Source organism: Roseateles sp. P1_C6 (genome assembly GCF_056406315.1).
Genome location: NZ_JBFUAK010000006.1, coordinates 351,001 through 375,434, shown reverse-complemented (window position 1 = coordinate 375,434; position 24,434 = coordinate 351,001). Strand labels below are relative to the sequence as shown.

22 protein-coding genes are annotated in these 24,434 nt (G+C 70.6%); 18 read left to right on the top strand and 4 right to left on the bottom strand.

Annotation, left to right across the window (positions count from 1 at the left end):
- Nucleotides 1-144: 144 nt before the first annotated feature.
- Complete coding sequence (locus AC1D29_RS15820; protein ID WP_477899011.1) at nucleotides 145-861, top strand: Hcp family type VI secretion system effector; 717 nt, start codon at nucleotides 145-147, stop codon at nucleotides 859-861.
- Here AC1D29_RS15820 and AC1D29_RS15815 read toward each other — a convergent pair.
- Complete coding sequence (locus tag AC1D29_RS15815) at nucleotides 839-1,546, bottom strand: phosphatase PAP2 family protein (RefSeq protein ID WP_477899009.1); 708 nt, start codon at nucleotides 1,544-1,546, stop codon at nucleotides 839-841. The two genes, AC1D29_RS15820 and AC1D29_RS15815, sit on opposite strands and share 23 nt — an antisense overlap.
- 129 nt (nucleotides 1,547-1,675) lie before the next feature.
- On the opposite strand from AC1D29_RS15815, the gene AC1D29_RS15810 reads away from it, so the two are divergent.
- The 5 genes from AC1D29_RS15810 to AC1D29_RS15790 all read left to right on the top strand — a co-directional run bounded on the left by AC1D29_RS15810 (nucleotide 1,676) and on the right by AC1D29_RS15790 (nucleotide 7,193).
- Complete coding sequence (locus tag AC1D29_RS15810) at nucleotides 1,676-2,662, top strand: KpsF/GutQ family sugar-phosphate isomerase (protein ID WP_477899007.1); 987 nt, start codon at nucleotides 1,676-1,678, stop codon at nucleotides 2,660-2,662.
- On the top strand, nucleotides 2,662-3,240 hold the full coding sequence (locus AC1D29_RS15805; protein WP_477899005.1) for a KdsC family phosphatase: 579 nt from the start codon (nucleotides 2,662-2,664) through the stop codon (nucleotides 3,238-3,240). Before AC1D29_RS15810 ends, AC1D29_RS15805 begins: the two co-directional genes overlap by 1 nt.
- Nucleotides 3,237-3,896: an LPS export ABC transporter periplasmic protein LptC gene (gene lptC / locus AC1D29_RS15800; protein ID WP_477899003.1), complete on the top strand. Its 660-nt coding sequence runs from the start codon at nucleotides 3,237-3,239 to the stop codon at nucleotides 3,894-3,896. Before AC1D29_RS15805 ends, lptC begins: the two co-directional genes overlap by 4 nt.
- Nucleotides 3,893-4,666 (top strand): SDR family oxidoreductase, encoded by a 774-nt coding sequence (locus AC1D29_RS15795; protein WP_477899001.1) that lies wholly within the window; start codon nucleotides 3,893-3,895, stop codon nucleotides 4,664-4,666. The genes lptC and AC1D29_RS15795 overlap by 4 nt, the downstream gene beginning before the upstream one ends.
- Before the next feature lie 232 nt (nucleotides 4,667-4,898).
- Entirely contained in the window at nucleotides 4,899-7,193 is a 2,295-nt protein-coding gene (locus tag AC1D29_RS15790) for a carbohydrate binding family 9 domain-containing protein (RefSeq protein ID WP_477898999.1), read from the top strand.
- A 57-nt stretch (nucleotides 7,194-7,250) separates the two neighbouring features.
- Here AC1D29_RS15790 and AC1D29_RS15785 read toward each other — a convergent pair whose 3' ends face one another.
- Nucleotides 7,251-7,769 carry an RNA recognition motif domain-containing protein gene (locus AC1D29_RS15785; protein WP_477898997.1) on the bottom strand — a complete coding sequence of 173 codons (519 nt, stop codon included), beginning with the start codon at nucleotides 7,767-7,769 and terminating at the stop codon, nucleotides 7,251-7,253.
- A gap of 235 nt (nucleotides 7,770-8,004) precedes the next feature.
- Between AC1D29_RS15785 and AC1D29_RS15780 the strand changes: the two genes are divergently transcribed.
- Together AC1D29_RS15780 and AC1D29_RS15775 are read left to right on the top strand one after the other, a co-directional pair.
- The gene (locus tag AC1D29_RS15780) at nucleotides 8,005-8,904 is read left to right on the top strand and encodes a hypothetical protein (protein WP_477898995.1); all 900 of its coding nucleotides are present in this window, start codon (nucleotides 8,005-8,007) and stop codon (nucleotides 8,902-8,904) included.
- A complete protein-coding gene (locus AC1D29_RS15775) occupies nucleotides 8,901-9,692 on the top strand; it encodes a helical backbone metal receptor (RefSeq protein WP_477898993.1) in 792 nt (263 codons plus the stop codon). The genes AC1D29_RS15780 and AC1D29_RS15775 overlap by 4 nt, the downstream gene beginning before the upstream one ends.
- Here the strand turns inward: AC1D29_RS15775 and AC1D29_RS15770 are convergent.
- The gene (locus AC1D29_RS15770; protein ID WP_477898991.1) at nucleotides 9,655-10,965 is read right to left on the bottom strand and encodes a reverse transcriptase family protein; all 1,311 of its coding nucleotides are present in this window, start codon (nucleotides 10,963-10,965) and stop codon (nucleotides 9,655-9,657) included. The genes AC1D29_RS15775 and AC1D29_RS15770 overlap by 38 nt on opposite strands.
- 209 nt (nucleotides 10,966-11,174) lie before the next feature.
- Here AC1D29_RS15770 and AC1D29_RS15765 point away from each other — a divergent pair, with 209 nt between their 5' ends.
- The 10 genes from AC1D29_RS15765 to AC1D29_RS15720 are packed head-to-tail and all read left to right on the top strand — an operon-like array spanning nucleotide 11,175 to nucleotide 21,552.
- The gene (locus AC1D29_RS15765) at nucleotides 11,175-11,816 is read left to right on the top strand and encodes a MarC family protein (protein WP_477898989.1); all 642 of its coding nucleotides are present in this window, start codon (nucleotides 11,175-11,177) and stop codon (nucleotides 11,814-11,816) included.
- A 4-nt stretch (nucleotides 11,817-11,820) separates the two neighbouring features.
- On the top strand, nucleotides 11,821-12,852 hold the full coding sequence (locus tag AC1D29_RS15760; RefSeq protein ID WP_477898987.1) for an NAD(P)H-dependent flavin oxidoreductase: 1,032 nt from the start codon (nucleotides 11,821-11,823) through the stop codon (nucleotides 12,850-12,852).
- Nucleotides 12,840-13,520, top strand: coding sequence for a two-component system response regulator CreB (creB, locus tag AC1D29_RS15755; RefSeq protein WP_477899119.1), 681 nt, complete (start codon nucleotides 12,840-12,842; stop codon nucleotides 13,518-13,520). Before AC1D29_RS15760 ends, creB begins: the two co-directional genes overlap by 13 nt.
- Before the next feature lie 2 nt (nucleotides 13,521-13,522).
- Entirely contained in the window at nucleotides 13,523-14,947 is a 1,425-nt protein-coding gene (gene creC / locus AC1D29_RS15750) for a two-component system sensor histidine kinase CreC (protein WP_477898985.1), read from the top strand.
- A 60-nt stretch (nucleotides 14,948-15,007) separates the two neighbouring features.
- Nucleotides 15,008-16,399 (top strand): cell envelope integrity protein CreD, encoded by a 1,392-nt coding sequence (creD, locus tag AC1D29_RS15745; RefSeq protein WP_477898983.1) that lies wholly within the window; start codon nucleotides 15,008-15,010, stop codon nucleotides 16,397-16,399.
- Between the two features lie 38 nt (nucleotides 16,400-16,437).
- A complete protein-coding gene (locus AC1D29_RS15740) occupies nucleotides 16,438-18,087 on the top strand; it encodes a GMC family oxidoreductase (RefSeq protein ID WP_477898981.1) in 1,650 nt (549 codons plus the stop codon).
- Nucleotides 18,087-18,464 (top strand): hypothetical protein, encoded by a 378-nt coding sequence (locus tag AC1D29_RS15735; RefSeq protein WP_477898979.1) that lies wholly within the window; start codon nucleotides 18,087-18,089, stop codon nucleotides 18,462-18,464. Before AC1D29_RS15740 ends, AC1D29_RS15735 begins: the two co-directional genes overlap by 1 nt.
- A 34-nt stretch (nucleotides 18,465-18,498) precedes the next feature.
- Entirely contained in the window at nucleotides 18,499-20,406 is a 1,908-nt protein-coding gene (locus tag AC1D29_RS15730; protein ID WP_477898977.1) for a B12-binding domain-containing radical SAM protein, read from the top strand.
- Nucleotides 20,406-20,738, top strand: a complete 333-nt coding sequence (locus tag AC1D29_RS15725) for an antibiotic biosynthesis monooxygenase family protein (RefSeq protein WP_477898975.1) — start codon at nucleotides 20,406-20,408, stop codon at nucleotides 20,736-20,738. The genes AC1D29_RS15730 and AC1D29_RS15725 overlap by 1 nt, the downstream gene beginning before the upstream one ends.
- A 46-nt stretch (nucleotides 20,739-20,784) precedes the next feature.
- Entirely contained in the window at nucleotides 20,785-21,552 is a 768-nt protein-coding gene (locus AC1D29_RS15720; RefSeq protein ID WP_477898973.1) for a ParA family protein, read from the top strand.
- On the opposite strand, the gene AC1D29_RS15715 is transcribed toward AC1D29_RS15720, so the two are convergent.
- A complete protein-coding gene (locus AC1D29_RS15715; protein WP_477898971.1) occupies nucleotides 21,553-24,378 on the bottom strand; it encodes a M16 family metallopeptidase in 2,826 nt (941 codons plus the stop codon).
- Between the last annotated feature and the right edge of the window lie 56 nt (nucleotides 24,379-24,434).

Sequence of the window (24,434 nt, the reverse complement as noted above, 5' to 3'; positions counted from 1 at the left end):
CGTTTTGTGCGGGCAGTCTAGGACGCTCGCCCCCCTGCCGTCTCTGTGGAAACCCTTTGGGGATGTCCGGCAACCTTGGGGATGGCGTGGGCCGCAGGCGCTGACCAGCATCGCAGCGCCCATCCCGGGCGTATGGAGTTCCACATGACTTCTCGATTCACGCGCGCCTGCCGTGGCGCCTTCATCATCCTGAGCCTGGCCAGCGCCGGCCTCGCCCAGGCCGCCAACGACTACTTCCTGAAGATCGACGGCATCGTCGGTGGCTCGACCGACAAGAGCCACAAGGACTGGATAGACATCGACAGCTTTGCCTGGGGTCTGACGCTGACCACCAGCAGCAGCGGCGGCGGCTCGGGCACCGGCAAGGCCTCGTTCTCGGACTTCGCCTGGAGCCAGCCCGTGGACATCTCGACGCCCAAGTGGTTCCTGCAGGTCGCCAACGGCAAGCACGTTCCCACGGCGACGCTGGACGTGGTGAAAGTGGGCGGCAAGGCGACCGACTCCTTCTTCCAGATGATCTTCACCGAGACCCTGGGCACAAGGATGAACATCAACGGCGGTGGTGACACGCTGTACGAGACCGCCGCGATGACCTCGGGCGCCACCGTCAAGCTTCGCTACCGCCCCCAGGACGACAAGGGCGGTTTCGGCAGTTGGGTGGAGGGCAGCTTCAACATCAAGGAGAACTCGACTACCGCGCTGTTCAGCGGTGACGAGAGGGTCTTGATGGGCTTGTTCAGCGCCGGCGGCGCCATCGCCTTCGACGCCGGTGCCGTCACGACCGTGCCCGAGCCGGGCAGCGCCGTGCTGCTGCTGGGCGGCGTCGCCCTGCTGGTGCTCAGGCGGCAGCGAGCCGGCTGACGCGCCAGCGACCGGCCTGGGCGGCGGCCACGGTCACCGCCCAGCAGATCCAGCCCGTCCACATCGTGTGGCTGGGGTAGTGGGCACCGCGCAGCATCTGGCCGACGCCATAGACGACGCCCAGCGCGACGACAGCCGTCACCCAGGCCCGCGCGGCGCGGGGGTAGGCGCGGGCCAGCATCCAGCCGCCGGACAGGAAGGCGAAGGCGGCGCTGGCGTGGCCGGACGGGAAGCAGTGCCCGCCGCCGCCGTCGCGCAGGCCGAAGGCCCAGTGCGACACGTAATGCGCCGTACCGCCGAATTCAGCCAGATCCCAGGGGCAGCTCGTCAGGCTGACGCGCTTGACCATCGACACGACAGCCAGGCACAGCAGCGTGATCAGCAGCCAGCCCAGTCGCTCGCGCCGGTTCAACCGCGGCAGCACCCAGGCCGGCCGCAGGTTGGCGAGCAGGATGAAGCCGACGACGCCCCAGGACAGCAGCCGGCCGCCTTGGTGAATCACCTGCGTGGTAAACCAGGACTCCCGAAACGCAAAGCCGGCGGCGTTGCCGACATGGCGCATCACCCACAGGTCCAGGCCGCTGGCGTCCCACGCCAACAGCGCGGCCAGGCCGAGGCCCAACGCCAACAGGCCGGCCGGCAGGCTGGCGACGCGCGCGGGATGGGTGGACAGGCTGGTCTGCATGACCGCGCATTGTCGAGAGCCACAAGCCCGTCAGGCTTGCATTTGGCTGGCTGTTTACCCCCGTGCTGACCCTAGTGCGGCAGAAGTCACGGTCAGCCCGCCGCGCAGGGCCTTGTCTACACTGGCCGCATGAGTTTTCCTGTCTTTGACGCCGAGCGAGCCATCCGCATGGGCCGCGACGCGCTGGCCGTCGAGGCCCGGGCGCTGACCGAACTGGCCCCCCGCCTGGGCGAGGCCTTCGCCCGCGCCGTGCAGACCGTGCTGGCCTGCCAAGGCCGCGTGGCCGTCATGGGCATGGGCAAGAGCGGCCATGTGGGCCGCAAGATCGCCGCGACGCTGGCGTCCACCGGCACGCCGGCGCTGTTCGTCCACCCCGCCGAAGCCGCCCATGGCGACCTGGGCATGGTCACGACGGGCGACATCGTGCTGGCCCTGTCCAATTCCGGCGAGAGTGACGAGCTGAACGCCATCCTGCCGGTGCTCAAGCGCCTGGGCATCCCGGTCATCGCGATGACCGGCCGGCCCGAATCCAGCCTGGCCGCGCATGCCGACGTCGTGCTGGACAGCGCCGTGTCCGAGGAAGCCTGCCCGCTGCAACTGGCGCCCACCGCCAGCACGACGGCGCAGATGGCGCTGGGCGATGCGCTGGCCGTGGCGCTGCTGGACGCGCGCGGCTTCAAGGCCGAAGACTTCGCCCGCTCCCACCCGGGCGGCGCGCTGGGCCGCAAGCTGCTGACCCATGTGCGTGACCTGATGCGCAGCGGCGACGCGCTGCCCCGCGTGGCGGCGGCGACGCCGTTCACGGAAATGATGCGCGAGATGTCCGCCAAGGCGCTGGGCATCGCCGTCGTCGTCGACGCCGACGACCGCGTGCAGGGCGTCTTCACCGACGGCGATCTGCGCCGCCTGATCGAGCAAGGCCGCGACCTGCGGGCGCTGACCGCCGCCGAAGTGGCCCATCTCAATCCGCGCACCGTCGGCGCCGAAGCGCTGGCCGTGGACGCCGCCGACCTGATGGAGGCGGCGCGCATCACCGTCGTGCTGGTCACCGACACCGAGCGTCGGCTGCTGGGCGCCGTCAGCATCAACGACCTGATGCGGGCCAAGGTGATCTGATGGCCGCACTGAGTTTTCCGCCCGAACTGCTCGTCAAGGCCCAGGGCACGGGCCTGGCCATCAAGCTCGCCATCTTCGACGTCGACGGTGTGCTGACCGACGGCCGCATCTACATCGGCGAGCGCGGCGAAGAGTTCAAGGCCTTCAACACGCTGGACGGCCACGGCCTGAAATCGCTGCAGCAGGTCGGCATCACGCCGGTCATCATCACCGGCCGCGACAGCCCCGCCGTGCGCCGCCGCGTCGCCGACCTGGACCTGCCGCACGCCGTCTACGGCGTCAAGGACAAGCTCGCCGCCGCCGAGCCGCTGCTGCGGCAGCTGGGCGCCAGCTGGGGCGAGGTCGCCGCGATGGGTGACGACTGGCCCGACCTGCCGCTGATGACACGCGCCGGCTTTGCCTGCGCCCCGCCCGGCGCGCACGCCGAGGTGCTGGCCATCGCCCACCATGTCACGCGCGCCGCCGGCGGCCATGGCGCCGCGCGCGAGTACTGCGACATCCTGCTGATGGCCGCCGGCCACTACGAGCGGCTGCTGAACGCGCATCACGACACGCTCGATGGGGGCAAGACCTCGTGAGCCCGGCCACGCTGCCCGTCCCGACGCCGCGCGCACAGAAAGCCAGGCCGCTGCTGTGGCGCGCGCAGAGCCTGCTGTCCAACTACCTGCCGCTGCTGCTGATGGCCGTGCTGGCCAGCGGCACCTGGTGGCTGGTGAAGAACACGCCGCTGCTGGGCGAGCCGGGTGAGCAGGCCGCGCCGCGCCACGAGCCGGACTACCGCATGGCCAACTTCGAGATCCAGCGCATCGGCGCCGATGGCCGGCTCAACGTGCAGATCGCCGGCGCCGAGCTGCGCCACTACCCCGACACCGACACCATCGAGATCGACCAGGCCCGCGTGCGCGCCGTGGCGCCGGACGGCAGCCTCGCCATCGCCGAGGCCAGGCTGGCGATCAGCAACGGCGACGGCAGCGACCTGCAGCTCAAGGGCGGCGTGCACCTGCGCCGCCTGCCGCCCGGCGCGGGCGAGAACGCGACGGCCCAGCTCGACGTGCGCGGCGAGTTCCTGCAGGCCCTGTCCAACGCCGAGATCCTGCGCTCCCACCTGCCGGTCACCATCCGCCAGGGCAGCTCGACGCTGAACGCGCAGAACTTCGAGTACCGGCACCTGACCGGGCAGGTCACCTTCACCGGCAAGGCGCAGGGGCAGATCACGTCCCGCATCCCGCGATGACGGAGCTGGTCTTCATCACCGGCGCATCCAGCGGCATCGGCCAGGCGCTGGCGCTGCGCTACTACCGCGACGGCGCGCGCCTCGCGTTGGTGGCACGCCGCACCGGCGAGGTGGAGCGCTGGGCGGCGGAGCAAAAGCTCGATGCCGCGCGCTTCAAGGTCTACGGCGCCGATGTGTCCGACGAGGGCGCCATGGCCCGCATCGGCCGCGAATGCATCGCGGCCCAGGGCTTGCCCGATGTCGTCATCGCCAACGCCGGCATCAGCATCGGCATGGACACGGCGCACTTCGACGACCTGGACGTGATGCGCCGCACCTTCGCGACCAACAACGTGGGCCTGGCCGCCACCTTCCACCCCTTCGTCACGGCGATGAACGAGCGCGGCTCGGGCACGCTGGTGGGCGTCGCCAGCGTCGCGGCCATCCGCGGCCTGCCAGGGCATGGCGCCTACAGCGCCAGCAAGGCGGCGGTGGTCGCCTACTGCGAAAGCCTCAGAGGCGAATGCCGACCCTTCGGCGTCAAGGTCGTCACGCTGCTGCCGGGCTACATCGACACGCCGCTGACGCGCGGCAACCGCTACTCCATGCCCTTCCTGATGCAGGTAGAGGACTTCGCCGACCAGGCGGTGCGCGCCATCCGCGCCCAGGTCAGCTACCGCGTCATTCCGTGGCAGATGGGCGTGATGGCCAAGCTGCTGCGGCTGCTGCCCAACGGGCTGTACGACCGCGCGCTGGCCAGCCGGCCGCGCAAGAAGCGCGCGAGCGAGTAGCCAGGCCCGCCTGGGCGTCGCTAAACTGCGCGCTCTTCGGACCGAGAGCCGGCCCTGCCAGGGCGGCGAAGGAGGACATCATGGCCAAGGTGCTTCACCCCTGCTAGTGCCCGCGCGCTGAACGCTGCTTCAGCGCCGCCCGCCGGCTGTCGCCCACGTCTACCGCTGACGGCGCCAGCCCACCTGATCCCCGCGGCCGCCGCACGCTCGGTGGCCGACCCCGGACCACGTCATGACATGTCGCCTCCTTGGCCTGGGCCTGCTCGCCCTGGCCCTGCCCGCATGGCCGCACAACGGCCCCATCCATCCCACCGCGCTGCGCCTGACCACCGGCGACACGGCGCCTCGCATCGACGGCCGCCTCGACGATGACGCCTGGCAGCGTGCGCCGGTCTACGAGCGTTTTGCGCAATTCCTGCCCGCCGACAAGCAGCCCGCCAGCTGGCGCACCACCGTGCAGGTGCTGGTCACCGACGACGCGCTGGTCTTCGGCATCCGCGCCTGGGACCCCGAGCCCGGCCGCATCCGCGCGCCGCTGGCCCGGCGCGACCAGGTCAAGTCCGACCAGGACTTCGTCTCCATCTTCATCGACCCCGTCGGCCACCGCCGCACGGCGCAGTACGTGCGTGTCAGCGCGGCCGGCGCCGTCGACGACGGTCTGTTCGCCGCCGAGGAGGACTCGGAAGACCCGGCACCCGACTTCGATGTCGAGGCCGCGGCGACGCTGCTGCCCGATGGCTACAGCCTGGAACTGCGCTGGCCGCTGGCCGCGCTGCGCTTCCCGCACGCGGACGGCGCACCCTGGCGCGTCATGGTCGCGCGCAACATCCCGCGCGAGGACCGCACGCTCAATGTCAGCGCACCGGCGCTGACCAAGGACGCGCTGAGCTTCATCGCCGAGCTGCAGCCGCTAGATGGCCTGGGCGACTTGGCGCTGCAGGTGCGCGAGCGCAGCTTCATCGCCTTCCGCCCGGAGCTGACGCTGCGCTCGACGCAGGACCGCGACGCCGACGGCCTGCGGCGCTCGCAGCGCAAGGCCTCGCTGGGTGCCGAGATCAAATGGCGGCCGCGCGCCGACTGGGTCATCGACGCGACGCTGAACCCCGATTTCTCGCAGGTGGAGCTGGACGCACCGCAGCTGGCCGGCAACACGCGCTTCGCGCTCAGCGTGCCGGAGAAGCGGCCCTTCTTCCTGGAGAGTGCCGACGTCGTCGGCCCGACGCAGCCCGACGAATCGGGCGAGAACCGCAGCCTGGCGGCCTTCTACACACGCGCCATCACCGACCCCGACTGGGGCTTGCGTGCGACCTGGCGTGGCGCCGGCGCCGAGGCCACGGCGCTGAGCCTGCGCGATGCCGGCGGGGGCCAGGTGTTGCGCGCGGGCGCGTTCGCGACGCGCAGCGGTGAGCAGCCGCGCGGCTCGCAGGCCAGCTTCGCGCGCGGCCGCATGCAGTTCGGCAGCCTGGGGCTGGCCGGCCTGGTGTCGCGGCGCGACTTCGGCGAGGGCTTGTCGACGCAAGTCATCGGCAGCGACGGCGTCTGGCGGGCCGGCGACAGCGACCAGTGGCGCGGCCACCTGCTGTTGTCGGCCACGACGCTGGGGCTGGACGCCGACGGCCAGGTGCTGAAGACCGCCCGCGAGCGCGGCCATCGCGCCTGGCTGGGCTGGCGCCACCGCGATGCGGACTGGGTCGCCAACGTCAACGTCGAGGAGATCGGCGCCCGCTTCGCCAACGACAACGGCTTCGTCAGCCAGAGCGGCATCCGTCGCGCATCGGCCTTCGGCTATCTGCGCCTGGGCCCGCACCAGCTGGCCGGTGTGGACATGCACGACAGCGAGGCGCAGCTGAAGGTGCAGGAGACGCGCACGCTGGCCGACCCGCTGCTGGGCGTCGCCGCGGGCCAGGTCGTGGACCGACTGTTCCAGCCCGGCTTCTGGTTCGCCGCGGCGCGCAACACCGGTGTCTGGGGCCACGTGGGGCTGGACAGCCACCGCGCCAGGAGCGGCGGCCGCCTGCACGCGACGCGCACGCTGCTGCTGGGCTTCGAATCCAACCCCGGCGAGCTGTTGAGCTTCGTGAATGGCGAGATCGAATGGGGCCGGCGCCTGGACGTCGACGCTGACCGCGTCGGCCTGGGTGTGCAGGCGCAGGCCGAGGCCAAACTGCGGGCCCCCTTGCCGGGCGGCCTTTGGCTGGAGTTCGAGCAGCGCCTGGGCGTCAGCTGGGTGGACGCGCCCGACGGGCGCCGTGCCTTCACGGACCGCAGCGCGCAAACGCTGGTCGTGCTGCACCTGAGCGCGCGCGACTCGCTGCGCCTGATCGGCCAGCAGACCCATTTCACGCGCCGCGAGGACACCGCCGCGAGCCTGGGCGCGCAGGACGGCCGCGAACGCCAGCTGGCGCTGATGTTCCAGCACCGCGTGGGCCTGTCGCGCATCATCAGCGTGGGCCTGAACCGCGCCAGCGAGCGCCCCGGTCAGGCCCGTCACCGCGAACTGTTCGCCAAGCTGGCATTGGCCTACTGAGGCCCGAAAACAAAAAGGCGCCCGAAGGCGCCTTTTTTTGCTTGGGGAAGCAGGGGATCAGTAGCCGCTGGAGCGACCACCGCCGCCGTAGCCGCCGCCACCGCCGGAACGGCCACCGCCGCCACCGCCGTAGCCGCCACCACCGCCGCCGTAGCCGCCGCCACCGCCGGAGCGGCCACCGCCGCCACCGCCGTAGCCGCCGCCACCGCCGCCGTAGCCACCGCCGCCACCGGAACGGCCACCGCCGCCACCGTAGCCGCCGCCACCACCAAAGCCGCCGCCGCCGGAACGGCCACCGCCGCCGCCGCCGAAGCCGCCCGGGCGCTCTTCACGAGGACGAGCCTCGTTGACGACGATGGCGCGGCCTTCGAGGGCCTGGCCATTCATGCCGTTGATCGCGGCTTGCGCCTCGGCATCGGAGCCCATTTCGACAAAGCCGAAACCTTTGGAGCGACCGGTTTCACGATCCATCATGACCTTTGCAGAGGTCACCGTACCGAACTGACCGAATGCTTCTTGGAGCGATTCGTCACGCACGCTGTAGGCGAGATTGCCCACGTAAAGCTTGTTTCCCATGGGGAAGCCCTTCTCTTCTCAAAACCAAAAAACCATGTGGAGCTTCAACCCATCGTGAACCATTCAAGCGAAGGTGCGGCGTCCAGACACAGGCAATTGATTATGGTGGCCGGGTCAAGCAATGCGAGACGGCCCTCCGGTAAGTGTTGTTTTTACGAGCTAGCACAAACCCTGGCGCCCTAGGGGCATCACGGTGCCGTCATCGATACCATCGCCACCCCTGACCTCGCCGCCCATGACGCCGCCCCTGCTTCCCGCCCTCGCCCGCGTGCTCGCCAGCATCGATGCACCCCGCAATCTGCGCGCCCTGTACGCCCTCTTGGCCGCCTTTTGCATGGCCGGCCTGCTGCTGGCCATGGCGCGCTCGGCGCTTGGGCGTGACCAGAACCTGCTGAGCGCGCTGTGGCTGGGCCTGGGGCTGGCTGTCGCCTTTTTCGGCGTCAATGCCACCGGCCTGATGCTGATGGACCAGGCCCGCGGCCTGCCGGTGCGCGACCCGCAGGATGCGCTGCACGACGCGCTGCGCAGCGCCCACCGCGTGCTGCTGGCGCTGCTGGCCTGCCTGGCCGTGGTCGGCGCGGCCGTGCTGGCCCTGGCCGGGCTGCTGTGGGCCACCCACCTGCCCATGGTCGGCGCGCCGCTGCTGGCCGTCGTGCTGCCGGCCGGCGTGCTGATGCTGGGCGGCATCAGCTTCGTGCTGGTCATCCTCGTCGGGCCGCTGGCCGGACCGGCCGTCTGGGCCGGGCGGCGCAGTGCCGGCGTGCTGGGCTTCCTGCGCGGGCGGCTGCGCCACGGGCTGCCGGAGACGGCGTTGCTGATGGCCACCGTCTACCTGATGGTGGCACTGGCGACGGCGGCGGTGAGCTTCGTCGTCGTCAGCGGCAGCCAGTTGCTGGCCGGGCTGGCCATCCTGGGCGCGGGGGTCGAACTGCCGGCACGCCAGCTGCTTGCCGGCGTCATGGGCCTGGGGCCGCGCGCCTTGAGCGCCAGCGGCGTGCCGCTGGAGGGCGGCTCGCTGGGCCTGGCGGCGCTGATCGGCGGCGGCGTCGTGTTCGCGCTGGCGCTGGTGCTGCCCACGCTGGTCTACCTGCGCGGCTGCTGCGCGGTCTACCTGGCGCTGACCGAGCCGGAATGACCCCCCGCATCGCGTCATTGGTCCCCAGCGCGACGGAAACGCTGGTGGCGCTGGGCCTGGCGCCCTGCCTCGTCGCTCGCACGGGCTTCTGCATCCATCCGGCCGAGGCCGTGCGCGACGTGCCCAAGGTGGGAGGCACCAAGGATGTGAACCTGGCCAAGCTGAAGAAGCTCGCGCCGACGCATGTCGTCGTCAACGTGGACGAGAACCGGCGCGAGACGGCAGACGCGCTGCGCGAGTTCGTGCCCGAAGTCATCGTGACCCACCCCAGCCGGCCCGAGGACAACCTGGCGCTGTTCGAACAGCTGCGCGCCGCGTTCGCCGGCCAGCCGGGCGTCAACGAGCGCGCGGTGGCGCTGTCGGCCGAGTTCTCGGCCGCGCTGGCGCGCTGCCGCGCCCAGGCGTGGCCCGGCGAGAACGTGCTGTACCTGATCTGGCGCGCGCCCTGGATGACGGTGGCGCGCGACACCTACATCTCGACGCTGCTGGCCGAGGCCCGCTGGCGCACCTGGCCGGAGGTACTGGGTGGCGAGCACGGCGCCGGCCGCTACCCGGCCTTGTCGGGAGACGAAGCCTGGCTGGGCCGCATCGACCGCGTGCTGCTCAGCTCCGAGCCCTATCGCTTCGGGCCCGAGCACCTGGCCGAGGCGCAGGCGCTGTGCCCGCAGGCGCGGGTGCAACTGGTCGACGGTGAGCTGCTGAGCTGGTGGGGCTCACGCGGCGCGGCGGGCCTGGACTACCTGCACTCGCTCAGCGCCCCCAGTCGATCCGATCCAGCAGCGCCTTGAGTTTTTGTGCCTTGGCGGCATTGAGCTGTGCCGCCCAGGCGACGCGCCCCTGCAGATGCGCCCGCCAGTCGGCATGGCCGTCGCGGTTCTGGCGGGCCGGGCCGTCGACGACGCAGCGGTGCAGCGTGGCCTTGAGCCGGTCAAACTCAGCGCGCGGCAGGTTGGGATGTGCATTGACGACGATGCCGCAGACCGCCTGGCGCTGCGCCGCGCCGAGATTCCTGGTCTTGCGCGGGTTGACGACAAAACCCTCGTCGGCCGCGATGGCGGCCACCCAGGCCGAGATCGCCCGCGCCGGCAAGTCGGCCGGGCCGGAGATGACGAGGTCGTCGGCATAACGGCTGTAGCGCGCGCCAAAGCGCTCGGCCAGGCCGGTGAGGCGCGCGTCCAGCGCGAAGGCGCAGAGGTTGGCCAGCGCCGGCGACGTCGGCGCGCCCTGCGGCAGATGGGCGTCGCGCAGGCGCTGGCATTGCTGCCAGTCGAGCCGGCCTTGCGCGCGCAGCCAGGCCTCGGGCGTGGCGGTCGTGCACAGCGCCGTCAGCGCGCGGGCCACGGCCGTCGAGTAGCCCAGCGTGCTGAAGAGGGCATGGATGCGCGAGGCGCGCACGGTCGAGAAGAAGTCGCTCAGGTCGAAGCGCAGCACCCGCGCCTGGCCCGCGTGCCGCGCCGCATGCTGCACGACCGAACGGCCGCGCGCGTAGCCGAAGGCGGCGGCGTGGGGCGGCAGCTCGTTCAGCAGCTGGCCCAGCAGGCGGCGCTGCACGGCGCGCAGATGGGGCGCGGGCACCTCCAGCAGCCGCCAGCCCGCGCTGCGCTTGGGGATGAGCTGCTGGCGGTAATGCTGCTGGGCCAACGGGCGGCGGCGCTGCCAGTCGGGCGGCAGCGTCAACCGCCACAGGCCAGCCGGCGTCAGCCCCAAGCCCCGGGCCAGCGCGCCGACGGTGGGCCAGTGCGGGCGCTCCAGGCCCGCAGGCGCCGGGGCCAACGCGTCTGGCGAACGCAGCAGCCAGTGGCGGGCTTGCGGGCGCTGCTCACCGGACCAGGCTTCGGCAAAGCCCGGATGCGCGGCGATGCGTTCGCCCAGCGTCTGCACGTCCAGCCGCCGCCAGACCTCGCCCGGCACACGCGCCATCGCCTGCGCCAGCGCGGCCAGCCAGGGCGGGCGCTCGTCCAGGCAGACGGCCATGCGTGCCGCCAGCCCCTCCTCCCGGTGGGCGCCGGCAAGCATCGCGCGGGCCAGCGCCCGGGCCGTCATCGTGCGGGCTGGATCCACCCGTTGTGCTCCCTGCGAGAAAGGTGCGGCACGCTGCCCGAGCGACGGGTGATGCGTGAGGTGCAGGGCGCAAAGCGCCCCCGGCCTCATGCCCTGCTGGACGAGAGATTCAGAACCCCCGGGGTTGCCCCGGAGTGCTGGCCCGTGAAGGCTGGCAAAGACCTCGGGCAGCGGCCGCGGCGGCATGGTAGCCGCCACAATCGTCGCCCATGGACATCTACAAGCCCCTCGTCGCGCTGCTGGCCATCGTGAATCCGGTCGGCGTGGTGCCTTTCTTCATCCACTTCACGTCGGCCTTCTCGCGCCAGCAGCGGCGCCGCACCATCCTGGTCAGCGCGTGCACGGCCGGCATCGTCATCGCACTGTCCGCGCTGTTCGGGCTGAAGATCATCGAGTTCTTCGGCATCTCGCTGGCCAGCTTCCAGGTCGGCGGCGGCTGCCTGCTGTTGATCAGCTCGTTGCAGATGCTGAACGCGCAGCCGGCCGAAGCGCGCAAGGAGGAGGTCAGCGAAGGCAACACCAAGGCCGACGCCGGCGCCAGCATCGCCGTCGTGCCGCTGGCCATCCCGCTGCTGACCGGCCCGGCCACCATCTCGACCATGGTCATCTACGCGGACAAGACGCGCGTCTGGTGGGAGTTGGCCATCCTGTGCGGCTATGGCGTCGTCGTGGCTCTGGTGACCTTCATCGTGTTCTCGGCGTCCAGCAAGATCGCCAAGGTGCTGGGCCAGACCGGCATCAACATCATGACCCGGCTCATGGGCCTCATCCTCGCCGCGCTGGCGGTGGAACTGCTGGCCGACGGCCTGATCAAACTCTTCCCCGTGCTGACAGCGCGGACTGTGGGGTGACGCGATGAACACGCTGTTTGACCTGCCGCCGATCTGGATGGCCCCGATGGCCGGCGAGGCGTCCAGCGCCGCGCTGGTGGCTGCCGTCAGCGCCGGCGGTGGCCTTGGCCAGCTGGGCGCGGCCTACCTGACGCCGGCGCGCATCGGCGAGATCGCGGCCGACATCCGCGCGCGCACCGACCAGCCCTTCGGCATCAACCTGTTCTGCCCGCAGCGCTGGACGCCGGATGCCGACGGCATGCAAGCCTACCTCGCGCGCCTGGCCGTCTGGCATGCCGAGCAGGGCCTGCCGCCGCCGGTCCAGCCGACGCACTTCGAGGAAGACTTCGAGGCCCAGCTCGCGGCCACCGTGGCCGCGCGGCCGGCCGTCATCAGCTTCGTCATGGGCGACCCGGGCGCGGCACGCGTCGCGGCACTGAAGGCGCAGGGGTTCAAGGTGCTGGCCACGGCGACGCAGATGTCCGAGGGCCTGGCGCTGCAGGCCAGTGGCGTCGACGCCGTCATCGCGCAGGGCTACGAAGGCGGCGGCCATCGCGGCGGCTTCCTCGGCGCCCGCCACGAAGGCGCGCAGATCGGCACGATGGCCCTGGTGCCGCAGATGGTCGACGCGCTGGACATTCCCGTCATCGCCGCTGGCGGCATCGCCGATGCACGCGGCGTGGCGGCGGCGCAGGCGCTGGGCGCCGGCGCGGTGACCGTGGGCACGGCCTTCCTGCTCGTCGACGAATGCCCGCTGTCGCCCGCCTACCGCGCCGCACTGCTGGCCGCGGGCGACGGCGATTCAACGCTGACCCGCGCCTTCTCCGGGCGTCTGGCGCGCGGCGTTGCCAACCGCGTCACGCGCGAGCTGGACGGCATGGCCGTGCCCGCCTTCCCGCAGCCCAACGCCGCCAGCCGGCCGATGCGCCAGGCCGCGGCCAAGGCCGGCAACGCCGACTTCATCAGCCTGTGGGCCGGGCAGGCCTTGCCGCTGAACCGCGCGCCGGGCAGCGCCGCGCAACTCGTCGCGGCGCTGGCGAAGGGCTGGCGCGCTTGAGCATCCTGCTGCTGGAAGACGACCCCGCGATTGCCGACACGGTCGCGTTCGCGTTGCGGCGCGAGGGCTTCGCGGTCGAGCACCTGGCCTGGCTGGCCGAAGCGCGCGAGCGGCTGCGCCGGGCGCCGGCACCCGAGCTGCTGATCCTGGACATCGGCCTGCCCGACGGCCACGGGCTGGACCTGTGCCGCGAAATGCGCGCCGGGCCGCTCGCCCATCTCGCCCACCTGCCCGTCATCGTGCTCAGCGCACGCAGCGAGGAGATGGACCGCGTGCTGGGCCTGGAGCTGGGCGCCGACGACTACCTGGCCAAGCCCTTCAGCCCGCGTGAGCTGGTGGCCCGCGTGCGCGCGCTGCTGCGCCGTGCCCAGGCCGCGCCGGTGCCGGCAAGCGGCTTCGCCGTTGACGGCACGCGGGTGTGCCTGGACGGCGTGCTGCTCCACCTCACCAAGCTGGAGCTGGGCCTGCTGACGCACCTGCTGCGCGCGCCGCAACGCATCCACTCGCGCGACACGCTGCTGGACGCCGTCTGGGGCAGCAGCGCCGAAAGCACCGACCGCACGGTGGACACGCACATCAAGACGCTGCGCGCCAAGCTGCGCGAGGCGGCGCCGGCGCGCGACCCGATCAAGACGCACCGCGGCCTCGGCTACTCACTCGAACCCTGAACATGCGCTTGGGCCTGCGCGTCTTCTTCGGCTTCTTCCTGATCGCGGGCCTCAGTGCCGTGCTGCTGCTGAAGGTCTTTCTGGCCGAGGTGAAGCCCAGCGTGCGCGAGGTCATGGAAGACCTGATGGTGGACACCGCCCACCTGCTGGCCGAGCAGGCGGCCGACGAGTTGGACGCCGGCGGCCTGAGGGCGGACGGCCGCCTCGCCGCCCAGCTGCAGCGCTATGCCCGCCGCGACGTGGACGTGCCGATCTGGGGGCTGCACAAGCGGAGCCTGGACCTGCGCATCTACGTGACCGACGCGGGCGGCCGCGTCGTGCTGGACTCCGGCCAGCCCTCGGCCGTGGGGCAGGACTATTCGCGATGGCGCGACGTGGCCTTGACGCTGCGCGGCGACTACGGCGCGCGCTCGACGCGACTGGAGCGCGGCGACGACCGCAGCACCGTGCTGGTTGTCGCGGCGCCGGTCGTCAAGGATGGCCGCAAGCTCGGCGTCGTCAGCGTCGCCAAGCCGGTGGCCAGCGTGCAGCGCTTCATCGACCGTGCCGAGAAGCGCGTCTTCCTGGCCGGCGCCGCGCTGCTGGCGGCCAGCCTCATCGTCGGCGTGGCGGTCACGCTGTGGCTGGTGGCCTCGGTGCGGCGGCTGCGCCGCTATGCCCAGCAGGCCCAGGCCGGCCAGGCCATCGCGCCGCCGGCCATGCCCGGCGAGCTGGGCGACCTGGCCAACGCGATGGACGACATGCGCCGCCGGCTGGAGGGCCGCGAGCAGCTGGAGCACGACATGCGCGCGCTGACGCACGAGCTCAAGAGCCCGCTGGCCGCGCTGCGCGCCAGCGGCGAGCTGTTGCAGGACGAGTTGCCCGCCGCCGACCGCCAGCGCTTTGCCGCCCAGGTGCTGGACCAGACCGCGCGGCTGCAGGCGCTGGTGGAGCGCGTGCTGGCGCTGTCGCAGCTGGAGGCGCAGGTGGGCCTGGGTGAACGCCAGCGGATCGCGCTGGCCGACTGGGCCGAGGCGCAGATCGAACTGCAGGCATCGCGGCTGGCGCAGCAAGGGCTGAGCATCGCCTGGACTGCACACGAGGGCGCGGTGGTGGATGTCGACGCCGCGCTGCTGGAGCTGGCCTTCGGCAACCTGCTCGTCAACGCCATCGCCTTCACGCCCGCCGGCTCGACGCTGGAACTGGCTGTCAGCACGACGCCCACGACGGCGCGCCTGACGCTGCGCGACCACGGCCCCGGCGTGCCGCCGGCGGCCTTCGCGCAACTGGGCAGACGGTTTTTCTCCAGCGCCCGGCCAGGCAGCCTGGTCAAGGGCTCGGGGCTGGGCCTGGCGATTGCGCGTCGCGTCGCGGAGCTGCATGGCGGGCGGCTGGCGTTCGAGGCGGCGGCGCCGGGGCTGAAGGTCAGCTTGATCCTGCCCCGCTGACTTCACGCCCGCTTCACAGACTTCGTTCTGCCCTCACCGCCGGTCGCGATGCTGGGCGGCATGAACAAAGCCCTCCTCCTCAAGCTGGCCATCCTGGCCGTCATCACCGTCCTGCTGTGCATCGTGCTCGCCCAGATTGGCGGCCTCGCGCATGAACGCCAATGGCGCCAGCGCGAGGCCGCGCAGAGCGTCGAGCAATCGCTGGCAGGGCCACAGGTCCTGGCCGGGCCGCTGCTCGTGCGCGACTGCAAGGAAAGCTGGATTGCGCGCGGCCTCGACAAGAAGGAGACCCTGGAGACCCGCGACTTCCGGCTGATGGCATCGCCGGGCACGCTGAAGATCAACGGCGACGTAAGCCCCGAGGTGCGCTACCGAGGCCTGTTCAAGGTGAACACCTACGTCGGCCAGTTGAACGTCGAAGCGAGCTGGCCACATCTGACCGCGCTGGTGCCACGCGCCGAGCACGCGAATGGCCAGCTCAGCTGCGGCGACACCACCGTGATCGTCGCGTTGAGCGACGCACGCGGTATCCGCACCGCCGAGCTGAAACGCGACGGCCATGCGCTGAACGTGCTGCCCGGTGCCGCGCTCCTCGCCTTCCGCGGCGGCCTGCACGCGGTGCTGCCCGAGCTGCGCATCGGGGAACCGCTCGCGCTGTCGCTGAAGCTCAACCTCGTCGGCAGCCAGCGCCTGGGCGTGGTGCCGGCGGCCGACGATACCCAGGTGTCGCTGCAATCCAGCTGGCCGCACCCCAGCTTCACCGGCCAGTTCCTGCCCATCAAGCACGAGATCGGTGTCAGCGGCTTTGCTGCGCACTGGCAGGTGTCGTCGCTGGCCAGCACCGCGGTGGCCGACCTGCAGGCCGGCAAGCCGCTGCCCGACCTCTCTGGCAACACGGCGATCGAGGCGTCCTACGCGGACGGCGCCGCGCGGCAGGCCAAGGGCGGCCTGGACACCCTGGCCGTCGAACTGATCGACCCCGTGAACCCTTATGTCATGAGCGACCGCGCCATCAAGTACGGCCTGATGTTCATCGCGCTGACCTTCGTCACCGTGGGCCTGACCGAGCTGCTGACCGGCCGGCGCGTGCACCCGGTGCAATACCTGCTCGTGGGCCTGGCGCTGAGCCTGTTTTTCCTGCTGCTGCTCAGCCTGTCCGAGCACCTGCCCTTCCTGGTGGCCTATCTGATCGCGGCGGGCGCGGCAGCCCTGGTGCTGACGCAGTACGCCGCGGCCATGCTGGGCGGCTGGCTGCGCGGCATGGCCTTTGGCGGTGGCATCGCGCTGCTGTACGGCGCGCTCTACGTGCTGCTGAGCCGGGAGCAGACGGCGCTCGTCATCGGCGCGGTGCTGCTGTTCGCGGTACTGGCCACCGTCATGACGCTGACGCGCAAGCTGGACTGGTACGGGATGGGCGCTGAAAGGAACGGCGAAGGGAGTGATTTACGCTAGGGTCCAGCCGTGCGCCGCGCGGCACCCTGCAGCTCTCCATGTCCCAACAAGGTTTCGACTACATCATCGTGGGCGCCGGCACCGCCGGCTGTCTGCTCGCGAACCGCCTCAGCGCCAACCCGGGCAAGCGCGTGCTGCTCATTGAGGCCGGCGGCAAGGACGACTACCACTGGATCCACATCCCCGTCGGCTACCTGTATTGCATCGGCAACCCGCGCACCGACTGGTGCTACAGCACCGAGGCGGAAGCGGGCCTCAACGGCCGCGCGCTGCGCTACCCGCGCGGCAAGGTGCTGGGCGGCAGCTCCAGCATCAACGGCATGATCTACATGCGCGGCCAGAGCCGCGACTACGAGCACTGGGCCGAGCTGACCGGCGACGAGACCTGGCGCTGGGAGCGCGTGCTGCGCGCCTTCCGCCGCCACGAGAACCACTGGCGGCTGGACAACCCCAAGACCGCGCCCGAGGGCTTCGCCGCCGTGCACGGCCACCGCGGCGAATGGCGCGTGGAGCAGCAGCGCCTGCGCTGGCCCATCCTCGACGCCTTCTCGCAGGCCGCCCAGCAGGCCGGCATCCCGGCCACGAGCGACTTCAACGCCGGCACCAACGAGGGCGTGGGCTATTTCGAGGTCAACCAGAAGAAGGGCCTGCGCTGGAACACTGCCAAGGCCTTCCTGCGGCCCACCACCTTCGGCCGACCCAACTTCGAGCTGTGGACCGGCGCCCAGGTGCGCAAGCTGCGACTGATGCACGACGACGCGGGCCTACGCTGCGGCGGCGTCGAGGTGCAGACCCCCAACGGCATTGAACAACCCTGGCTGAACGCGGGCGGCGAGGTCATCCTGACGGCTGGCGCCATCGGCTCGCCGCAGATCCTGCAGCTGTCGGGCCTGGGCCCGGCCGCTCTGCTGCAAGGCCTGGGCGTGAAGGTCGAGCAGGACCTGCCCGGCGTCGGCGCCAACCTGCAAGACCACCTGCAGATCCGCGCCGTCTACAAGGTGCAAGGCGCGCAGACGCTGAACATGCGCGCCGCGTCACTGCTGGGCAAGGCCATGATCGGCCTGGAATACGCCCTGCGCCGCAGCGGCCCCATGAGCATGGCGCCGTCGCAACTGGGCGCCTTCACGCGCAGCAGCCCCGACAAGGCCTGGCCCGACCTGGAATACCACGTGCAGCCGCTGTCGCTGGACGCCTTCGGCGAGCCGCTGCACGGCTTCAACGCGTTCACCGCCAGCGTCTGCAACCTGAACCCGACCAGCCGCGGCACCATCAACATCACGTCGCCGGACGCGGCGGTGGCGCCGGCCATCCGGCCGAACTATTTGTCCACCGACGAGGACCGCCACGTCGCGGCCGAGAGCCTGAAGCTGACGCGGCGCATCGTGGCGCAGCCGGCGCTGGCGGGCTTCAAGCCCGAGGAATACAAGCCGGGGCCGCAGTACCAGACGGATGAGGAATTGACCAAGCTGGCGGGCGACATCGCGACCACCATCTTTCACCCGGTGGGCACCTGCAAGATGGGGCGCAAGGACGATGCGAGCGCCGTCGTCGACTCGCGGCTGCGTGTGCGCGGTGTCAGCGGCCTGCGCGTGGCGGATGCGAGCGTGATGCCGACCATCACGAGCGGCAACACGAATTCGCCGACGTTGATGATTGCGGAGAAGTTGGCGGGGTGGCTGGCGGGGTAATGCATCGGACCATCAACAAGCGCAGGAGAACCGCCCTCGGGCTCGCCCTGTTGTCGACGTCAGCAATGGTGACGGGTTGCCTTTTCACTTGCGAGAACGAACCGGTCACCAGCGTCGCGTCGCCAAGCGGCAAGCTGCTTGCCGTTGTGTTTTCGCGCAACTGCGGCGCGACGACTGGCTTCAACACACAGCTATCCATTCTTCCTCTGGACGACCCTGCACCGGATGCCGGTGGGAACGCATTCATCGCTGATGGCACCGTTCCGCTCAAGCTTCAGTGGATCTCCGACGCAGAACTCGTGGTTTCCGGCTCCCAAGGTTGGAAGGCTTTCAAGCAAGAGAGGCGCTTGAACGGCGTGGACATCACTTACAGATAGCGCGCTCATCTGTGAGGGCCGCGACAATCCAATGATGTCGCTGCTGTCTCCCCGCGTGCTCGCCGTCATCCCGCCGATGACGCAGCTGAACACGCCCTACCCATCCACCGCCTACCTGACCGGTTTTTTGCGCTCGCGCGGTGTGGAGGCTCATCAAGTCGACCTGGCACTGGCCCTGGTGCTGGAGCTGTTTGCGCCTGCCGGCCTGACCCAACTGCATGACGCCGTCCAGGCCCTGCCCGAAGCCCGGCGGACCGTGCAGACGCAGTGGTTCGCCGCCGAGTTCGCCACCATCGCCGCCGTCGCGCCGCGCGTCATCGCCTTCCTGCAGGGCCGTGACCCGACGCTGGCGCACCGCATCAACACCCGCCAGTTCCTGCCCGAAGGCAAGCGCTTTGACACGCTGGAGGCCTATGTCGACGAGGACGGCGGCGACCCTCTCGCCTGGGCGTTTGGCGCCCTGGGCCTGCAGGACCGCGCGCGGCACCTGGCAACGCTGTTCCTGAACGACCTGGCCGACGTGCTGCGCGACGCGGTCGACGCGCGCTTCGAGTTCGTCCGCTACGCCGAGAGCCTGGCCGCCGCACAGCCGCACTTCGACCCGCTGGCCGACGCGCTGGCGGCGACGCCCAACCTTGTCGACAAGGTGCTGCAGCGCCTCACGCTGACCGCGCTTGAACAGCACCAGCCCGACGTCGTGCTGCTGTCCGTGCCCTTCCCCGGTTCCGTCTATGCGGCGCTGCGCATCGCCCAGGCGATCAAGGCCGCCCGGCCCGAAGTGGTCTGCGTGCTGGGCGGCGGCTATGTGAACACCGAGCTGCGCGAGCTGGCCGAACCGCGCCTCTTCGACTTCGTCGACTACGTGACGCTGGACGCCGGCGAGCGGCCATTGCTGGCGCTGCTGGAGCACGTCGCCGGCAAACGCTCCAAGACCCGCCTGGTGCGCACGTTCTGGCGCGATGAGGGCCAGGTCAAGTACACCAATTTCGTCGAACCCGACGTGCCCTTCGACGACGTCGGCACGCCGACCTGGGACGGCCTGCCGCTGGACCGTTACCTGTCGCTGCTGGACATGCTCAACCCCATGAACCGGCTGTGGAGCGACGGCCGCTGGAACAAGCTGACCGTGGCGCACGGCTGCTACTGGAAGAAGTGCAGCTTCTGCGACGTCAGCCTGGACTACATCTCGCGCTACGAGGCCGCGTCGGCCGAGGTGCTGGTGGATCGCATCGAGGCCATCGTCAAGGAGACCGGGCAGACGGGCTTCCATTTCGTCGACGAGGCCGCGCCGCCCAAGGCGCTGAAGGCGCTGGCCGAGGAGCTGATCCGCCGCGGCGTGGCCATCAGCTGGTGGGGCAACATCCGCTTCGAGAAGACCTTCACGCCCGAGCTGTGCCAGCTGCTGGCCGACAGCGGCTGCATCGCCATCTCCGGCGGGTTGGAGGTCGCGTCCGACCGGCTGCTGCAGCTGATGAAGAAGGGCGTCTCCATCGAACAGGTGGCGCGCGTCACCAAGGGCTTTGCCGATGCCGGCGTGCTGGTGCATGCCTACCTGATGTACGGCTTCCCGACACAGACGACGCAGGACACCGTGGACGCGCTGGAGTACGTGCGCCAGCTGTTCGAGCACGGCTGCATCCACAGCGGCTTCTTCCACCGTTTTGCCTGCACGGTGCATTCGCCCGTGGGGCTGAACCCGGCGGACTATGGCGTCACGCTGCAGCCGCTCCCCGAAGGGCGCTTCGCGAAGAACGACATCGGCTTCATCGACCCCACGCCCACCGACCACGACGGCCTGGGCCAGGGGCTGAAGAAGGGGCTCTACAACTTCATGCACGGCATCGGCGTGGAGCAGGACATCCGCAGCTGGTTCCCGGTGCGCGTGCCCAAGACGACGGTGCCCAAACGCTTCGTCGAGCGCGCCCTGACAATGCCGCGCTGATGTACACCTCCACCTTCACCTTCGCCAAGGGCGAGTACGACGACGAGTTCCTGGCGCTCGACGACACCATCGCCCAGATCGCCCGTGCCATCCCCGGCTACCGCGGCGAGGAGACCTGGGAGAACGCCGCCACGGGGCTGATCTCCAACGTCTACTACTGGGACTCCATGGAGGCGCTGCAGCAGCTGATGAGCCACCCGTCGCACCGCGAGGCCAAGCAGGCCCAGGCGCGCTGGCTGCGCGGCTACCAGGTCGTCATAGCGCAAGTCGTGCGCAGCTACGGCGACGGCGGCATCGCGCATCCGCTGGGCACGCGGGCCGAAACCCACTGACTTTTGTGCAGTGCACAATCGCCGCATCCAACGGGAGGTGCTGGCGATGCGGCGAGTCGTGTTCAACCAGAAGGGTGGCGTGGGCAAGTCCACGATCACGAGCAACCTGGCGGCGATTGCCGCGGCCAGCGGGCAGCGCGTGCTGGTCATCGACCTGGACTGCCAGGGCAACACGACGCGCTATCTGCTGGGTGACGCCGCCGACGAGGCACACGCCGGCTCGGCCGCCTTCTTCGCCGAGACGCTGAAGTTCAGCGTGCGCGAGGTGGACACGGCGCCCTTCGTTGTCGAGAGCCCGTGGGAGAACCTGCATGTGATGCCGGCCTCGCCCGAGCTGGACGAGCTGCACGGCAAGCTGGAGAGCCGCTACAAGATCTACAAGCTGCGCAATGCGCTGCAGCTGCTGGATGACCAATACGACGAGATCTGGATCGACACGCCGCCGGCGCTGAACTTCTACACGCGCTCGGCGCTGATCGCGGCACAAGGCTGCCTGATCCCGTTCGACTGCGACGACTTCTCGCGCCGCGCGCTGTACGGGCTGCTGGAAGCGGTGGAAGAGATCCGCGCCGACCATGCGCCCGAGCTGTCGGTCGAGGGCATCGTCGTCAACCAGTTCCAGGCCCGCGCGTCACTGCCGCAGCGCACGGTGCAGGAGCTGGTCGACGAGGGGCTGCCGGTGCTTGAGCCCTACCTGTCCAGCAGCGTCAAGGTCAAGGAATCGCACGAGCTGAGTCGGCCCATGATCCACCTCGACGCGCGCCACAAGCTCACGCAGGAGTTCGTGGCGTTGTACGAGTCGCTGGGGAGCTGATCAGGGCTTGGGCTGGCCGTCCGCGTCGCGGACCTCCACCTTGCGGCCGATGGCCTCCAGCTGCGGCTGCACCTTGGCCTTGTCGCCCACGGCCACGACGATGAGCTGGGCCGGGTCCAGATGCTGCTGCGCGGCCTTCAGCGCGGTGGCCGAAGTGACGGCGCCGTACTTCTTCGGCAGGTCGGTGATCGCGGACAGCGGCTGGCCCGAGGCCCAGTTGCCCGCATAGCCGGTGACGACCGCGAGGTTGGTGTCGAACAGGCCGGGCAGCGACAGCAGCTGTGCGTTGCGCACGCGGCCGAGTTCCGCCGCGCCCATGGGCTTGGCGCGCATGCCGGTGATCTCGGTCCACATGTCGGTCAGCGCCGGACCGGTCACGTCGGTGCGCACGCTGCCGCGGATGCCGAACTGGCCGCGCTCGCGGCCCATGGTGTAGCCGGAGTAGATGCCGTAGGTGTAGCCCTTGACCTCGCGCAGCTGGTTGTTGATGCGTGACGTGAACAGGCCGCCCAACGCGGCGTTCATGACCTTGATGGACGCGGCATCGGGCGCCGCGGCGAACGGGCCGGGCGCGACGACGGCCAGTGCCGTCTGCGGCGCGCCGGGCTTGTCGACCAGCACGGTGCGCGCGGCGATGGGCTTGGCCGCGGGCAGCGGCGCGGCGGGCGCGGCGTCGCCGGCGGGCTTCCAGGCGCCGAACAGCGGCTCGATCAGCGTGCGCAGCTCGGCCTCGCTCAAATCGCCCGCCACGACCAGCGCCGCGCGCTCCGGGCGATAGTGGCCTTGCCAGAAGGCGCGCAGCGCCGCGGCATCGACGGCCTTGATGCTGGCCTCGGTGCCCAGCGCATTGGCGGCCAGCGGGTGGCCCTCGCCGTAGGTGACGCGGTTGGCGACGGCGTTGGCCAGCAGCGGCGCCTGCTCGCGCGCCTGGGCCAGCGCGGCCAGGCGCTGGGCCTTCTGGCGCTCGATCTCGGGTGCGGCGAAGGCCGGGTTCAAGGCCACGTCGGCCAGCAGCGCGAGGCCGTCCTTGGCGCTGGCCTTCAGGCCGGAGAAGTCGATGCGCGCCTCCTCGCTACCGGCCTGCGCGTTCAGCGTGGCGCCCAACGCGGCGGCGGCTTCGGCAATCTGCTGCGCGCTGCGGGTCGTCGTGCCCTCGGGCAGCATGGCCGCGGTGAAGCCGGCCAGGCCGGGCTTGTCGGCCGGGTTGGCGCCCTGGCCGGCGCGCAGCACCAGGCTGGCGCTGACCAGCGGCAAGCCGGCCTTCTGCGAGTGGATGACGGTCAGGCCGTTGGCCAGCTGGAAGCTCTGCGCGGCCGGCAGCGTCAGCGCCTTGGCCTGGGCGGCGCCGGGGGGTTTGGCGCGCCACGGCTCGGCCGCGTTCAGCGCCTCGCGCTCGCCCTTGCCGGCCTTGGTGGGCGCCGGCGGCGTGGCCACCTCGGGCGCCAGCACCTGCGTGCCCGGCTCGGCCAGCACGACGACGCGGCGGTCCTTCTTCAGCCATTGCGCCACGGTCGCGCTGACGGCTGCCGGCGCCAGGCTGCGGTAGCGCGCCAGGTCCTTGCCGACAAAGCCGGGGTCGCCGGCCATCTGGTTGTAGTGGTTGACGAGGTCGGCCAGCGACGTGACCTTCTCCATGCGCTGCAGCAGCTGCGTCTCGATGACGGCGCGCGCCTGGGCCAGTTCGGCGTCGGCCGGCGGCGTGGTCGCCAGCTTGGCAATCTCGGCATCGACCAGCTTCTCGATTTCATCGAGTGACGCACCGGGGCGGGCGACGACCTCGATGTCGAACACGGAGCTGAGCGACTGCGAGGACTGCCCGACCTCCACGCTCTGCGCCAGCTGCTTGTCGCGCACCAGCAGGCCATACAGCCGGCTGGCCTTGCCGCCGCCCAGCACGTGGGCGGCCACGTCCAGCTCGGCGTCACCGGCCGCGAACATGGCCGGCGTGTGCCAGGCCAGGTTCAGCCGGCTCAGCTCGATGCGGTCGGTGACGACCAGGCGGCGCTCCTTCGTGATCTCGGGCATGGCCACCTTGACCTCGGGCACCTTGGCGCCGGCCTTCAGCGAGCCGAAGTACTTGGTCACCAGCGCCTTGGCCTGCTTGGGGTCGAAGTCGCCGGCCAGCACCAGCGTCGCGTTGTTGGGCCGGTAGTAGGTGCGCGCGAAGTCCTTCACGTCCTTGAGCTTGATGCTCTGGATGTCGGCATGCGAGCCGATGACGGCCGCGCGGTAGGGGTGGCCTTGCGGGTACAGCGCCTGGTACATCGCTTCCTCGACGATGCCGTAGGGCCGGTTCTCGAAGCTCTGGCGGCGCTCGTTGCGCACCACGTCCTGCTGGTTGGCCAGCGACACGGAGTCGACCTCGTCGATCATCCAGCCCAGCATGTCCGCCTTCAGCCACAGGCCCAGCGCCAGCTGGTTGGATGGCAACGTGAAGAAGTAATTGGTGCGGTCAAAGTTGGTCGAGCCGTTGGCGTCCGTCCCGCCGGCGGCGTCGACGAACTTGTCGAACTCGCCGCGCGGGATGTGCTTGCTGCCGGCAAACATCAGGTGCTCGAACAGGTGGGCGAAGCCGGTCTGGCCGTTGGCCTCGTTGCGCGGCCCGGCATGCACCCACAGGTTGAAGGCCACCAGCGGCAGGCGGTGGTCTTCCACCAAGATGACCTCGAAGCCGTTGGGCAACGAGAACTTCTCGTGCTTGACGGCGAGCTGGCCGGCCTCGGTGCTGACCGCGCCTTGCGGTGCAGCGCCGACGGGGAAGGTGGCCGAGAGCGCGCCGGCCAGGGCCAGCAGCGCAACGAGACGGCGGGGAGCGGGAGCGTTCATTCGGTTCATTCCTGGAAAAACAATGCAGTGATTGGGCAGCGCGGCACGGCGCGCGC

What these genes read in the sequence shown, in the direction of transcription:
- creC (WP_477898985.1), top strand. Translation starts at nt 13,523, where the DNA reads ATGCGCTTGGGCCTGCGCGTCTTCTTCGGCTTCTTCCTGATCGCGGGC.
- AC1D29_RS15765 (WP_477898989.1), top strand. Translation starts at nt 11,175, where the DNA reads ATGGACATCTACAAGCCCCTCGTCGCGCTGCTGGCCATCGTGAATCCG.
- AC1D29_RS15775 (WP_477898993.1), top strand. Translation starts at nt 8,901, where the DNA reads ATGACCCCCCGCATCGCGTCATTGGTCCCCAGCGCGACGGAAACGCTG.
- AC1D29_RS15725 (WP_477898975.1), top strand. Translation starts at nt 20,406, where the DNA reads ATGTACACCTCCACCTTCACCTTCGCCAAGGGCGAGTACGACGACGAG.
- AC1D29_RS15760 (WP_477898987.1), top strand. Translation starts at nt 11,821, where the DNA reads ATGAACACGCTGTTTGACCTGCCGCCGATCTGGATGGCCCCGATGGCC.
- AC1D29_RS15805 (WP_477899005.1), top strand. Translation starts at nt 2,662, where the DNA reads ATGGCCGCACTGAGTTTTCCGCCCGAACTGCTCGTCAAGGCCCAGGGC.
- AC1D29_RS15735 (WP_477898979.1), top strand. Translation starts at nt 18,087, where the DNA reads ATGCATCGGACCATCAACAAGCGCAGGAGAACCGCCCTCGGGCTCGCC.
- AC1D29_RS15810 (WP_477899007.1), top strand. Translation starts at nt 1,676, where the DNA reads ATGAGTTTTCCTGTCTTTGACGCCGAGCGAGCCATCCGCATGGGCCGC.
- AC1D29_RS15720 (WP_477898973.1), top strand. Translation starts at nt 20,785, where the DNA reads ATGCGGCGAGTCGTGTTCAACCAGAAGGGTGGCGTGGGCAAGTCCACG.
- AC1D29_RS15715 (WP_477898971.1), bottom strand. Translation starts at nt 24,378, where the DNA reads ATGAACGCTCCCGCTCCCCGCCGTCTCGTTGCGCTGCTGGCCCTGGCC.
- AC1D29_RS15785 (WP_477898997.1), bottom strand. Translation starts at nt 7,769, where the DNA reads ATGGGAAACAAGCTTTACGTGGGCAATCTCGCCTACAGCGTGCGTGAC.
- AC1D29_RS15815 (WP_477899009.1), bottom strand. Translation starts at nt 1,546, where the DNA reads ATGCAGACCAGCCTGTCCACCCATCCCGCGCGCGTCGCCAGCCTGCCG.
- AC1D29_RS15790 (WP_477898999.1), top strand. Translation starts at nt 4,899, where the DNA reads ATGACATGTCGCCTCCTTGGCCTGGGCCTGCTCGCCCTGGCCCTGCCC.
- AC1D29_RS15740 (WP_477898981.1), top strand. Translation starts at nt 16,438, where the DNA reads ATGTCCCAACAAGGTTTCGACTACATCATCGTGGGCGCCGGCACCGCC.
- AC1D29_RS15820 (WP_477899011.1), top strand. Translation starts at nt 145, where the DNA reads ATGACTTCTCGATTCACGCGCGCCTGCCGTGGCGCCTTCATCATCCTG.
- AC1D29_RS15795 (WP_477899001.1), top strand. Translation starts at nt 3,893, where the DNA reads ATGACGGAGCTGGTCTTCATCACCGGCGCATCCAGCGGCATCGGCCAG.
- AC1D29_RS15780 (WP_477898995.1), top strand. Translation starts at nt 8,005, where the DNA reads ATGACGCCGCCCCTGCTTCCCGCCCTCGCCCGCGTGCTCGCCAGCATC.
- AC1D29_RS15730 (WP_477898977.1), top strand. Translation starts at nt 18,499, where the DNA reads ATGTCGCTGCTGTCTCCCCGCGTGCTCGCCGTCATCCCGCCGATGACG.
- creD (WP_477898983.1), top strand. Translation starts at nt 15,008, where the DNA reads ATGAACAAAGCCCTCCTCCTCAAGCTGGCCATCCTGGCCGTCATCACC.